This window comes from Streptomyces sp. NBC_00289, assembly GCF_041435115.1.
Taxonomy (GTDB): Bacteria; Actinomycetota; Actinomycetes; order Streptomycetales; family Streptomycetaceae; genus Streptomyces.
On sequence record NZ_CP108046.1, the window covers coordinates 1,758,769 to 1,771,234 of the forward strand.

At 74.4% G+C, this 12,466-nt stretch carries 10 protein-coding genes; 2 read left to right on the plus strand and 8 right to left on the minus strand.

All coding sequences use genetic code 11. The features are described from left to right. Positions 1 to 3: 3 nt before the first annotated feature. From OG985_RS08460 to OG985_RS08485, 6 genes are all read right to left on the minus strand, one after another. Positions 4 to 900 carry a branched-chain amino acid ABC transporter permease gene (locus OG985_RS08460; protein ID WP_371667634.1) on the minus strand — a complete coding sequence of 299 codons (897 nt, stop codon included), beginning with the start codon at positions 898 to 900 and terminating at the stop codon, positions 4 to 6. Then, positions 897 to 1,721 (minus strand): ABC transporter ATP-binding protein, encoded by an 825-nt coding sequence (locus OG985_RS08465; protein ID WP_371667635.1) that lies wholly within the window; start codon positions 1,719 to 1,721, stop codon positions 897 to 899. Before OG985_RS08465 ends, OG985_RS08460 begins: the two co-directional genes overlap by 4 nt. Further along, positions 1,718 to 2,521: an ABC transporter ATP-binding protein gene (locus OG985_RS08470; protein ID WP_371667636.1), complete on the minus strand. Its 804-nt coding sequence runs from the start codon at positions 2,519 to 2,521 to the stop codon at positions 1,718 to 1,720. Before OG985_RS08470 ends, OG985_RS08465 begins: the two co-directional genes overlap by 4 nt. An 879-nt stretch (positions 2,522 to 3,400) precedes the next feature. Continuing rightward, entirely contained in the window at positions 3,401 to 4,672 is a 1,272-nt protein-coding gene (locus OG985_RS08475; RefSeq protein WP_371667637.1) for a helix-turn-helix domain-containing protein, read from the minus strand. A 142-nt stretch (positions 4,673 to 4,814) separates the two neighbouring features. Then, positions 4,815 to 7,799 (minus strand): LuxR C-terminal-related transcriptional regulator, encoded by a 2,985-nt coding sequence (locus tag OG985_RS08480; protein ID WP_371667638.1) that lies wholly within the window; start codon positions 7,797 to 7,799, stop codon positions 4,815 to 4,817. A gap of 215 nt (positions 7,800 to 8,014) precedes the next feature. Beyond that, complete coding sequence (locus tag OG985_RS08485; protein ID WP_371667639.1) at positions 8,015 to 8,965, minus strand: alpha/beta hydrolase; 951 nt, start codon at positions 8,963 to 8,965, stop codon at positions 8,015 to 8,017. Between the two features lie 383 nt (positions 8,966 to 9,348). Here OG985_RS08485 and OG985_RS08490 point away from each other — a divergent pair, with 383 nt between their 5' ends. Both OG985_RS08490 and OG985_RS08495 read left to right on the plus strand, forming a co-directional pair. Beyond that, entirely contained in the window at positions 9,349 to 9,633 is a 285-nt protein-coding gene (locus tag OG985_RS08490; protein ID WP_371667640.1) for a hypothetical protein, read from the plus strand. Positions 9,634 to 9,955: 322 nt separating this feature from the next. Further along, positions 9,956 to 10,846, plus strand: coding sequence for a Gfo/Idh/MocA family protein (locus OG985_RS08495; RefSeq protein WP_371667641.1), 891 nt, complete (start codon positions 9,956 to 9,958; stop codon positions 10,844 to 10,846). Between the two features lie 10 nt (positions 10,847 to 10,856). Here the strand turns inward: OG985_RS08495 and OG985_RS08500 are convergent, their stop codons facing one another. Both OG985_RS08500 and OG985_RS08505 read right to left on the minus strand, forming a co-directional pair. Further along, the gene (locus OG985_RS08500) at positions 10,857 to 11,135 is read right to left on the minus strand and encodes a GlsB/YeaQ/YmgE family stress response membrane protein (protein ID WP_371674302.1); all 279 of its coding nucleotides are present in this window, start codon (positions 11,133 to 11,135) and stop codon (positions 10,857 to 10,859) included. A 152-nt stretch (positions 11,136 to 11,287) separates the two neighbouring features. After that, a complete protein-coding gene (locus OG985_RS08505; protein WP_371667642.1) occupies positions 11,288 to 12,199 on the minus strand; it encodes a GNAT family N-acetyltransferase in 912 nt (303 codons plus the stop codon). Positions 12,200 to 12,466: the final 267 nt, after the last annotated feature.

The window sequence follows — 12,466 nt, forward strand, 5'->3', positions numbered from 1 at the left end:
AGGTCAGACACGGACCGCTCCCTTGCCGCCGAACAGCCCGGCGGGCCGCACCAGGAGCACGAGCACCATCACGGCGTACGGCGCGACGTCGCCGAACCCCTCGCCCAGGACGTGCAGTTCGGTCTGGTACCCGGCGACGAGTGCCTCGGTCAGGCCGATCAGCAGACTGCCCGCGAGGGCGCCGGCCGGTGAGGCCATCCCGCCGAGGATCGCCGCCGGGAACGCCTTCAGGGCGATCTGTCCGGTGGCCCGCTCCAGGCCGGGAGCCGGGAACGCGGCGAGGAAGACCGCTGCCAGCGCGGCGAGCGCGCCGGCCAGGCACCAGGCGAGGGTCCGCACGCGGGCCTGCCGTATGCCCATGAGGGCGGCCGCCTCCGGGTCCTCCGCCGACGCCCTCAGGGACAGGCCCCAGCCGGTGAACCGGAAGAGGGCGAAGACCGCGCCGATGACCACGGCCGACACCACGATGGCGGCGAGCCGGCTGTCGGCGACGGTCAGCGGGCCGACACGGCTCACCGAGTCCCCCCACGGGTCGCCGAGGGAGAGCAGGTCGCCGCCGATGCGCCGGGACAGGTCGGTGAGCAGGACGATGTCGACGCCGATGGTCACGATGGTCTGCACGTGGGCGGCGTGCGCGTCCTGTTCGCCGCGCTGGAGCAGCAGCCGGTCCAGGGCGCCGGCCACGACCGCGGTCGCCAGGACGGCCACGGCGAGCGCCGCGGCGAAGCCCAGGTCGTCGTGGAGGACTGCGGTGAGGTAGCCGCCGAGCAGGAGCAGCGAGCCGTGGGCAAAGTTCAGTACACCCGAGGCCTTGAAGATGACGACGAAGCCGAGGGCGACCAGTGCGTAGACGGAGCCGAGGGCCAGGCCGTTGAGGAGATTGTCGAGGACGCCGGTCATGCCACGTCCTTTCGTGGGGTCTCGGTGCCGAGGTAGGCGCGGAGCACCTCCGGGTCCTGGCGGACCTCGTCGGGGGTGCCGTGGGCGATGGACCGGCCGAAGTCGAGCACGGTGACCTCGTCGGCGAGCCGCATGACGAGGCCCATGTCGTGTTCCACCAGGAGCACGGACAGGCCGAGCCGGGCGCGGACGTCCTGGACGACCTCGACGGTGCGGGCGCGTTCGGCCGCGTTCATGCCCGCCACCGGTTCGTCCAGGAGCAGCACGCTGGGCTCCAGACACAGGGCGCGGGCGAGTTCCACGCGCTTGCGGTCGCCGTACGACAGGAGGGCCACCGGCCTTTCGAAGTGCCGCTCCAGACCGGTGAGTTCGGCGATCTCGCGGGCCCGGTCGAGGTGCTCCCGCTGTTCCCGGACGGCCCTCGGCAGACGCAGCGCGCTGGCGGCGAAGCCGGCCCGGGACAGGGCGTGCCTGCCCAGCATGAGGTTGTCGGCGACCGTGCCGCCGGTGGTGACGATGTTCTGGAACGTCCGGGCCACGCCGAGGGCGGCGATCCGGTGCGGGGCGAGCCGGGTCAGCTCCTCGTCGCCGAGCCGTACCGTGCCGCCGTCGGGCCGGCACAGGCCCGACAGGACGTTGAAGCAGGTCGACTTGCCGGCTCCGTTGGGTCCGATGAGGGCGTGCACCGAGCCCGGGGCGACGGTGAACGACACCTCGTCGAGCGCGGTGAGGCCGGCGAAGCGCACGGTGACGTCCTCGACCCGCAGCTCGGGAGGAGGGCCGGTCCGGGGGCCACCGTCGCGGGGACGCGCGCTGTTCACGCGACCCCCTGTCCGGGAACGGACGGGTGGTCGGTGCCGGTTTCCTCGCCGAGGTAGAGGCGCCGTACCGCGTCGGTCCGGGCGAGTTCGTCCGCGGGGCCGGACAGACGGACCTCGCCGACCTCCAGGACATAGGCGTGGTCGGCGAGGGAGAGCGCCATGCCGGCGTTCTGTTCGACGAGCAGGACGGCGGTGCCCTGGGTGTTGATCTCGCGGATCACCTCGGCGATCCGGTACACCATCTGCGGGGCGAGGCCCAGCGAGGGTTCGTCCAGCAGGAGCAGGCGCGGGGCCGCCATCAGGGCCCGGCCGATGGCCAGCATCTGCTGTTCCCCGCCCGACAGCAGGCCGGCCGCCTGGCGGGTGCGTTCGGCGAGCCTGGGGAACAGCGCGAACACCCGGTCCCGGGACTCACGGACCAGGGCGGGACTGCGCCGCCCGAGTCCGAGCCCGCCGCTGCGCAGGTTCTCGTCGACCGTGAGCCCGGCGAACACGCGCCTGCCCTCGGGGACCTGGACCACTCCGGCGCGTACGGCGGCGACCGGGTCGCGGCCGTCGAGCACCGTGTCGCCGTACCGGACGTGACCGGCCGTGACGCTGCCGCGGTGCAGACGCAGTGTGCCGGAGACCGCCCGCAGAAGGGTCGTCTTGCCGGCGCCGTTGGCGCCGAGCAGGGTGACGACCCCGCCGTGCGGGACGGTCAGCGACACGGACCGGAGCGCGGACAGGGCGCGGCCATAGGTCACGTCGAGGCCCTCGACGTGCAGGGCGGACTCCTCGTCCGGTGGTCTTACGGGCATCGCGGCTCCTCGGGGCCGTACCGGCGGGCACGGCACTTCGGGTGGAAGGGGAGCTCACGACAACACGGACATCGGCCACCGGTACAGCGCTTCGAACGGCCTCGCTGCGCCGTCCCAGTCCGAACCCGAGGGGTCTGTGCGGATGCCCAAGCGCCTGGTGGGAGCGGGCGGCCTGGGCGAGCGGTGCGGGCAGGGCGCGGGACGACGAGCCCGGCGGACGCTCGGACGACGCGGTACCCGCGCCGTCTGGCGACGGCGCGGGTAGAGAGCGGCCGACGGGCGGCAGATGGGGCCTACCGGACGACGGGGCGGTGCGGGCGGCGGGCCGGCGGGGCCGACCAGACAGCGGGCCGTCCGGCGGGCGACAGACGGGGCCTACCGGACGGCGGGACGGTGCGGGTGGAGAGGGGCCCGGAGGCGAACCGGCGGGCGAAAGCGGTGCGGGCGGCGGGCCGTCCGGCGGGCGACAGGCGAGGCCGACCACACGGCGGGACGGCGCGGGTGGAGTGAGCCCGGAGGCGAACCAGCGGGCGAAGGGGGTGCGGGCGGCGGGCGGCAGGCGAGGCCGACCGCACCGCCGGGCGGCTGGGGGCGAACCAGCGGCAAAGGCGGGGGTGGAGAACGGCCGGCGCGCGGCAGTCAGGGCCGTCCGCGACGACGCAGAGGGAGAGCGGTCGGCGCGCGGCAGTCAGGGCCGACCGGACGCCAGGGCGGCGCGGGCGGCGAACCAGCGCGCGATCGCGCGGGCGGAGCGCGGCCGACGGGCGACAGGCCCGGCCGACCGGACAGCCGGGCGGTGCCCGCGGCGGGCCGGCGGGCGCGGCGGCGGTGGGTCGTCCGGCGACGGCGCGGCGAGGGTAGAGGGGGGAGGTGGGTGGGTCAGCCGGGGAGCAGTCTGCGGGCCGTCAGGGCGAGGCTGATCTCGACGACGTCCGTGGGGCGGGCCAGCGAGCGTCCGGTCAGCTGCTCGCAGCGGCGCAGCCGGTTCAGGACCGTGTTGCGGTGGCAGTAGAGCCGCTCTCCGGCCCGCTGCGCCGAACCGTCGCAGGTCAGCCACATGGCCAGGGTGTCGAGCAACACCTCCCGGTCGGCGGGCTCCAGGGCCAGCAGCGGGCCGAGCACCCGGACGGCGAGGGCATTGCCGAGTTCCGGGCGTGAGACCACCAGGGCCGCGGGCAGGTGCTCCGTGAGCACGACGGTGCCGCCGTCCTCGGGGCAGATGCTCAGCGCCGTGTCCGCGAGCCGGCGCGCGTCGCCCACCGCGGCCAGCCCCTCCACGACGGTGCCGACGCCGATTCGCGTGCCCGCGGCGGGGCCGGCCGGGCCGGACTCCGGCCGCGGCAGGTCACCGTCGCCGACCAGGACGATCCCGTAGTCCACCTCGCCCCCGGTGTGCCAGTGGACGCGGCCGCCGTCCGGCACGGCCGCGGCCCGGGCGCCGGCGCCGCCCGTGGGATGTCCGCCGGCGATCGCGACGACGACGTACCGCCCCTGTTCGGGCAGGTCCAGCACCTCGGCCGCCTCGGTCAGGTCGACGATGCGGCTGGTGCCGTCGAGCAGCGCGGCGGTCAGCAGCCGCACCCGGTTCTCGCGTCGCCAGGCCAGCTGCCGTTCGACCTGCCGGTAGGCGTCCGCGACGAGGGTGCAGTGCTCGTCGACGAAGTTCCACACGTCGGCGGCCACGTGGACGAGGAGGCGTACGTCCTCGGGTGCCGTCCGGGAGATCTCCTCGACCAGTCCCTGCCACACCAGGGACCCGCCCAGCCGGAACGCGTGCAGCAGGGCGTCCAGCGGCAGGCCCTGTTCGGCTCGCGTGGCGCCGATCTTCCACGAGCAGCGGCGGGCCGCGTCCCGGGCGCCGCGAGGGTCGAGCAGCGAGGTCACGCTGTGCCGCAGCGACCGGTGCACCTCCTGCCAGGTGCCGACGGTGTCGTTCTCCACCGCGGTGCGGTAGGCGGGTTCCTGTTCCTGGAGGACGGCCAGCAGCCGGTCGGTCAGCTCGGGCAGGTCGTCCAGCAGGACGCGGGCGGCCCGGTGCAGTACCCGTAGGGCGTCCGCGTCGATCAGCGACCGCACGCGCCGTGTCCGCGGCTGTGGTGCGGGCGCCGCTTCCAGGCGGATCGCTGTTCGTGACCGTACGGCGGGGTGCATCGCGGTCCTCCCAAGGTCGGCTTCGCGGTGGTGTGCCGCCGGCGCGGGCCGCGCGCGGCGCCCGGTCGGCCGCGTCTGCCCGTGCGGTGCCTGCCACCTGACTCGTCCTGCCCCGAAGGATGGCATACCGTCCGGTCGGTCCCTAGGGTTGTGCAGCGGTCTTTTCCGCCTGCTCGACCATGCGAGCCAGTTCCATGCGGGACCTCACACCGAGGACGGCGAAGATGTTCCGGAGGTGGTAGTCGACCGTGCGGGTGCTCACGGCCAGGCTCAGGGCCACCTCTCGGTTGGTGGCGCCCTGGGCGACGTACCCCGCGATCCGCAGTTGCTGCGGCGTCAGCCGGCGCAGCGTGCCCGCGCCCGCCGGGAGCGGAGCGGTTCCGTTCGCCCGGAGCTCTCCGCGGGCCTGCTCCGCCCATACGGCCGCCCCGCACCGTTCGAAGCCCACGAGCGCCGCCCCGAGGTGGCCGCGGGCCTCGCGCAGCCGGCGGCGGCGCCGCAGCCACCTGCCGTAGAGCAGCGCGGTCCGGGCCCGCTCGAAGTCGCCGCCCGCCACCTCGTGCAGCGCCAGGGCCCGCCCGTACAGGGCGTCGGCCCGGTCCGGCTCGGCCAGCAGGGCCCGGCAGCGAACCAGCTGGGCGGGAGCCTGCGGGTCGGCGCCGAAGTCCGCCCACACCGCGAAGTCCGCCACGACCGTCAGGGCGTCCGCGGGCCGGCCGGCGAGCACCGCGGCCTCCACGAAGCAGGGCGCCGCGAGCATCCACACCGCGAAGTGGCCGCGACCGGAGCCCGGGCGCACGACGGGCCCGAGCCGGTCGGCGGCGTCGACGGGGCGGCCGCGGCCCAGGTCGGCACGGGCCGCCGCCCACTCGGCGAGGGTGGCGACCTGGGCCAGTCCGTGCCGTCGGGCCGTCGCCAGGGCGGCCGTCACCTGTCCGCCGACGACGGCCGGGTGCCCCTCGATGGACGCGGCCAGAGCCAGCACGGCGTGGTGATGGGCGGCGGTGTTCCGCTGGCCGGCACCGTACGCGGCACGCAGCCCCTCCTCCGCGTGTGTGCGGGCCTGCGCGTGCCGGCCGGCACGCAACTCCGCGTACGCCAGGTACTCCAGAGCCTGCGGTACGAGGACGGCCGATCCCCTGGCACGGGCCGCCGCCAGTGCCCGCGCCCCGGCCCGGCGGGCGGCGCCGATCCGCCCGAGCAGCAGCGCCGCGGACGCCGACCGAAGGAGCCGCTCGGGGTCGTCCTCGCTTTCGGCCGACCCCACGACCCGCCCGAGCGGCCGGGCCGCCCGGTCCAGCCGCCCTTCCAGTACCGCCCGCATACCGAGGCGGTAGTCACGCACGGCATCGGGTTCGCTCCGCCCCGGACGGGGACGAGCGGGTCCCGGTTCGAACCGGGCCGAACCGGGGCCGGCACCGACCCCGGGGCGGGAACCAGCCCCAGTCGGGAGCGGCGCGGAGGCGGGACACGGCGCGTCCGTGGGCGTGCTCGTCCCGGCCGAGAGGGCCGACAGGTCGGCGCCGGCTCCCGGGGTCACGCCGGTCTCCTCCCCCACGGTCCATCCGTCCGCCAGCGCGGCGAGGCATGCCTCACGGTCACCCGCCGACCAGGCCGCGTCTCCGGCCGCGAGTCTGGCCAGGGCGGCCTGGTCGGGGGCGTCGGTGTCGAGCAGGGTCGCGGCGAGCAGGAGGGAGGCGTGCGCGTCGGCGACGGGTCCGTCGCGCAGTTCCGTTCTGCCCCGCACCAGTTCGGCGCGGCCGTGCACCGCGGCCGGGGCGGCACAGGCGCGGCTCGCCGAGAGCAGCCGCAGTGCCCGGTGCGGCCGCCCAGCGAGCAGGGCCTGCTCGGCCGCGGCCGTGTAGCGCTCGGCCCGGTCCGCGCCGTTCACGGTCAGTTCCGCGGCACGGGCGTACGCCACCGAGCGCAGCCGGTGGGAGACCGGGGCCGTCATGTCGGCACCGGCGGCCGCCAGTTCGGCCGCCATCTGTGGCGCGCGGTCAGACAGGGACCAGGACCGGTGCAGGAGTGCGGGCAGGAGTTCTCCCCGGGCCTCCAGCCGGCCGGCGAGCGCGAGGTGCGCGCGATGGCGTCGGTCGGCGGACGCCCCCGCGTAGACGGCCTTGCGCAGGAGCCGGCTCGTGAATCGGAAGCGGCCGTCTGCCAGGACCAGTCCGTCGGGCAGTGTCCCGGATCCCGCCGTCACCGGGACCGTCGTGATCATCGCGGCGGAGGCCGGGCGACCCGCCGCCGTCGCCAGAAGTTCGACGTCGGCGTCCTCCGCCTCGCGCAGGGCGGCCGCCGCGGTCAGCAGCAGGTCGTCCCGGCCGGACACGAACGCGTTCGGGGGCTCCCCCAGCACTCTCGCCAGCATCTCGGCGTCGGCCGGCGGGGACGGTAACGCCCGGCGTCCGCGCAGCTGCGCCGACGACATCCGGCGGGTCAGGGCCAGGAGCAGCGCCGGATTGCCCTCGGCCTCCTCCACCAGCGCGTCCCGCACACAGGGGTCGATGGTCGCGTCCGTCACCTCGTCGAGCAGGGCAGCGGCCCGGGACGGGTCGAGCGGCTCCAGTTCCACCATGGGCAGACCGATGAACTCCTGGTCCGTCCCGCGGTGTTGGGCGACCGAGACGATCAGGCCCACCCGTCCGTCCGGGTGGAGGCGGCCGGCCGCATGCCTCAGCACGGCACGCGAGGACGCCCCCCACCGGTGCACGTCGTCGACGCAGACCAGCAGCGGGACATCGACGGCCACCGCCCCCAGGGCCGCGAGCAGTTCCTCCGCCCCCACCCCTGACTCCGGGGCGGCGGCGGACGGGGCGGCGGCGGACGGGGCGGCGGCGGACGGGGCGGCGGTGAGGGCGGCCACCGCTCGGATCAGCGCGCGCATCCCGCCGTACGGCAGGCGTGACTCCGGCTCCTCGCACCGGACATGAAGCACGGGTCCGGCCGTGAAGCGACGCACGGCCTCGTCCAGCAGTGTCGTACGGCCGAGGCCCGGCTCCCCGGCGATCACGAGCACCGCGCTTGTGGTCCTCAGCCGGTCCAGCACGGCGGTCACCGCTCGTCGTGCCGTTTCACCGCCCTGGAGCCGCGGTGCCGCCGTCGCCTCGGTGTGTGCGGTCATCCCGCGAAGTTACGCGCGCGTAACGCGAGCCGGAAGCGGTACGTCCACGAGGCCCGAACGCCCATCAGCCGTGTCACCAGCGCCTTCCCGGGCGGGGTGAGGGCGCGGCTTGTGCCACCGCCCAGTGACCGCGGAGCGGAAGCGGGCACCGGCACACCGACGACGGCGGTCGCGCACCGCGCGCGACCGCCGCACCACCGCCTTCGCCGGCGGAGTCAGGACGTGTGCGGGCAGTTGCCCCGGTACTCCTCGATCGTCAGACTCGGCTGCGGCAACGGGCACAGGAACTGCTCGTAGCGGGTGTCGTTGTCGATGAACCGCTTGAGCCAGGACACGCTGTACTTCGCGATCGTCGTGTTCGACGAGTTGGGGGTGAAGTGGGTGGCGCCGTTCAGCTCCAGGTAGGCGCGGTCGAGAGAGCTGGGAAGGCTGCCGTAGAAGGGCTCGGCGTGGGTGGCGACAGGGGCGATCGTGTCGCCGTCCGCCCCGACGACCAGGGTGGGTGTGGTGACCTCGGGCCAGGTCTTGTCCGTGTTCCACGGAGTGAGGGGAATCGCGGCCTGGAGGGACGGACGGGACTTCGCGGCCTCGAGGCTGCCGCCGCCGCCCATGGAGTGGCCCATGACGCCGAGCCGGGCGCTGTCGATCCGGCCGCGCACCGCACTGCGCTGGGTGAGGTAGTCCAGGGCCGCCAGGAGTTGGCGGCCGCGCGAGTCCGGCTGGTCCAGCGTGGTGAGCGTGTCGATGGTGAAGACGACGAAGCCCTGGGACGCCAGGCGCGGTCCCAGCCAGGAGATGGAGGACTGGGTCCCGGTGTAGCCGGGCGAAACGGCGATCGCGCCGAAGGTTCCGTCGCTCGTGCTGGTCGGGTAGTAGACGGTCCCGCCGCCGAACCCGGTGACGGCGAGGGAGGAGACGGTGGTCTGGGACACGGCGTACGGGCCGCGCTGTGCCTCGATGCTCGCATTGGTCGGCGCCGGGCCACGCTCGTACGGGTTGTCCGCCGCGTGGGCTCCCGGGCTCGCCAGTGTGCCGAGTCCGGCGACCGCGGCCAGCGCCGTCACGAGGGCCGCGAACCGGCCCGTCCGACGGCGGACGGACGCGGGTGCGGAACCTGTGGGGCTGGAGGGGCTGGCGGCAACGATGGGGTGTGGGGGTTGCTGCACGACGAGTCGTCCTCTCTGTCGTGGCGGAGCGGCCTGGCCGGAGTCGGGGCACGGGGACGCGGTACGCGTTCGTGAACTCGGCCGATCGCCGTCGCCGTTGGGCTGGCGATGCCACTGTCGGCGCCCGTGCGGCCCCTTGGGACCGGCAATCTCACCGGTCTCCGGGAGCACGGCGGGCCCGGGCGGACCCGGCCCGCGGCGACGGCTGCGAGGCCGTCACTCACGCCGTGCCGTGACGCTGTGCGCCGGCACAGCGCGGTGCCGCGCCAGGCCGCTCCACGCCAAGTCCATGGATCGTCACCGGTTCTTCACCTGCCGGGCACCCATGAATCCCCGCGAGCGGAGTACCCGACACACCCCATGACCCGGTCGAGAGGTACGTCGTGGTCCTCGTAGCCGTTCTGCTGCTTCCCCTGCTGGCCACCCTGCTGATGGTCACGGACCGCCTGGAGGACCGTCTCCTCGCTCCCGTGCCGCAGCGGCGCAGGCATGCCTCGCAGAGAAGGCATCTGCGCCTGATCCGAGGCGGCCGCGCGAACGCGGACTCAGCGGCGGAACCCGGGTCGGAGCCGGGGACGGCTCCGGAGCCGAGGGAGGCGGGCGCAGGGGTCCACGCGGTCCCGGACGCCCCTGCGGAACACGACGCCCCGCGGCACCGCGCGGCCTGAGCCACCGACCGGCGGCATCCGACCACCGGCCCCGCCACCACCGCCTTCCCGGCACCGGCATCCGAGTTCCGGCCCCCACCACAGGCTTCCCGGCACCAACGCCCGACCACCGGCTTCCCTCTGCCGCCCCCCGGCCACCGGTGCCCGACCACCACCATTCCGCCGCCGGCTCTCGACCACCGCCGAGCAACCCCGGCGTCCGGCCTCCGCCCGTTCTCCCCGCCCGGGGTGACATCGGGCCCGGTGCCTGTGAAACGCTGCCCCACGTGCGGCCGGACGGTGTCGGCCGTCCACCGGACTCGGCAGCGTGGAAGGCGGCGGTATGCGCATCGGACTGCTCGGCACCGGGCCCTGGGCCCAGATGGCTCACGCGCCCGCTCTCAGCGAGCACCCGGCGCTGGACTTCGCCGGTGTGTGGGGCCGCCGCCCGGAGGCCGCCAAGGAACTGGCCGAGCGTCACGGCACACGGTCCTACGACGACGTCGACGCGCTGTTCGCCGACGTCGACGCCGTCGCCGTCGCGCTGCCTCCGGCGATCCAGGCCGAACTCGCCCCGCGCGCCGCACGGGCGGGCTGCCATCTGCTGCTGGACAAGCCCCTCGCGCCGACCGTTCAGCAGGGCCGGGCGGTGGTCGAGGCGGTACGGGAGGCCGGGGTGGCCTCCGTGGTGTTCTTCACGACGCGCTTCCAGCCGGAGGCCGAGGCGTGGATCGCCGAACAGGCGGGCCGGGCGGGCTGGTTCACCGCCCGGGCACAGTGGCTGGGTTCCGTTTTCTCCGGCGGCGACAGCCCCTTCGCCGCCTCACCCTGGCGGCAGGAGAGCGGCGCGCTGTGGGACGTGGGCCCGCACGCCCTGTCCGTGCTCCTGCCGGTGCTGGGCGACGTACGACGGGTGGCGGCCGCCGCTCGTGGGCCGCGGGACACCGTCCATCTCGTCCTCGATCACACCGGTGGTGCCTCCAGCACCCTCACGCTCAGCCTGACGGCGCCGCCGGCGGCGGCGGGGACCGCCGTCGAACTGCGGGGCGAGGCGGGAGTGGCGCTGCTTCCGGACAGCGCGCAGGGGGTCGTCCCGGCCCTGATGCGGGCCGCGGACGCACTGAGTGCGGCCGCCCGCAGTGGACGGCCGCACTCGTGTGACGCCGCGTTCGGTCTACGCGTCACGGAGATACTCGCCTCGGCCGACCTCGCGCTGAACGGCGACGCCGGCTGAGGCGGGTGCCTCAGGCGTGGCGGTGTGAACGCCGGTTCCCGGTGACCGCCCGGTAGAGCACGAGCAGGATCAGCGAACCGACGATCGCGGCCACCCAGGTCGACAGGTCGAAGAAACCGTCGATCGAGTCGACTCCGAAAATCACCTTGCCCAGCCAGCCTCCGAGCAGGCCGCCCACGATACCGATCAGCATGGTGATGATGATTCCGCCCGGGTCCTTGCCGGGCAGCAGCAGCTTGGCGATGGCACCGGCCAGCAGGCCGATCAGAATCCAGGCAATGATGCCCACGTCATCCTCCTCGAACAATCCGAAACTGCGTTCCTCTGCCGAATGCACGCAGATGGCGAAGGTAAACATGGAATAAGGAAAACCGCGGGTCAGAGACGGGGTGCACCCACGCGCGGCGGGCGCCCGGCCACGGGCCGGACCCGCGTGTGCGCCTAGGACCTGTCCTCGCCGGCGGCCTTGCGGAACTGGAAGTTGACGCGTTCCCGCACCACCGGGTACCCGGCCCGGGCGAACTGGGCGGCCATCGGGTGGTTGCCCTGGTCGGTGGCGGCGGCGACGAACTCCGCCCCGTGTTCCACGAGGAAGTGGGTGCACTCCGCGAGGAGGTCGAAGGCGTAGCCGTGGCCGCGCTGCTGCGGCAGCACACCGATGAACCCGACGCAGGGGCCCGAAGGATTGTGCGCGGGGATGTGGATCCCGACCGGCTCTCCGGCCGGGGTGTGGGCGACCTGCCACCACTCCCGGGGCGAGGGGCACCAGTTGAAGAAGTCGAGTTCCTCCCGGGCGGCCTGGTCGACACCGCCCTGCTCGATGGCGATGAGCGCGTGGGCGTCCAGTGTGGCGGAGTGGATGCGGCGCAGCGCCTCGAGGAACACGGCGTCGTCCGGCTCGGGGGCGAACACCAGGCGTCCGGGTCGCTCGGGCAGGCCGCACTCGGGGGTCCACCGGTACAGGAAGCGCTCCACGAGGAGTTCGTAGCCGGCGGCGCGCAGAGCGGTGAAGCGTGTGTCGGCGGCGGCGCGCAGCGACGGGTCCTCGCGCCAGCCGCCGGGCAGGTTCAGTTCGGCTTCCACCTGCCAGGGCGCGGTGCGCAGGAGTTCGACCCCCGCCTCCTGCTCCCCCTCGGCCACGTCGAACCAGTTGAGGACGACCGGCTCGGTGTCGTCGGGGCCGCCCCACCAGGCGCCGCGTGCGACGACCCGGCCGTCTCGCAGCGCCACCCGCTTCCAGTCGGGGCGGTGGCGGGTGGTGCGGTGCGCCGCACCGACGTCGAGCGGGTCCTGCATGGTGTCGAAAAGCTGTGCGTCGCTCGCGTCGAGCGCACGGATGACCAGATCGGTCATGGGTTCCTCCGGGATGCGTACTGCCTGTGGCGCTCCCGGTCAGGTGACAGTGCACGCCGGGTCGACGGGAAGGGAGCGCTGGAACGATGTGAACGGCACGGCACTCGCCTCCTTCCGTCGGTCTCGGGGCGCGGGTTCACACGCTAGAGGGCCCACATGGGCCGCGTCCACCGCTTAACTGATCCTTAAAACGGGGTTAAGCGATCGTGGTGCTCTACATCCTTCTCAAGTAACCGCAGGTCAACGGGATTTGAGGCCAATCCGGAC

Excerpts from the sequence above, each read along its gene's own strand:
- OG985_RS08480 (WP_371667638.1), bottom strand. The coding sequence starts at position 7,799 with ATGACCGCACACACCGAGGCGACGGCGGCACCGCGGCTCCAGGGCGGT.
- OG985_RS08505 (WP_371667642.1), bottom strand. The coding sequence starts at position 12,199 with ATGACCGATCTGGTCATCCGTGCGCTCGACGCGAGCGACGCACAGCTT.
- OG985_RS08470 (WP_371667636.1), bottom strand. The coding sequence starts at position 2,521 with ATGCCCGTAAGACCACCGGACGAGGAGTCCGCCCTGCACGTCGAGGGC.
- OG985_RS08475 (WP_371667637.1), bottom strand. The coding sequence starts at position 4,672 with ATGCACCCCGCCGTACGGTCACGAACAGCGATCCGCCTGGAAGCGGCG.
- OG985_RS08495 (WP_371667641.1), top strand. The coding sequence starts at position 9,956 with ATGCGCATCGGACTGCTCGGCACCGGGCCCTGGGCCCAGATGGCTCAC.
- OG985_RS08460 (WP_371667634.1), bottom strand. The coding sequence starts at position 900 with ATGACCGGCGTCCTCGACAATCTCCTCAACGGCCTGGCCCTCGGCTCC.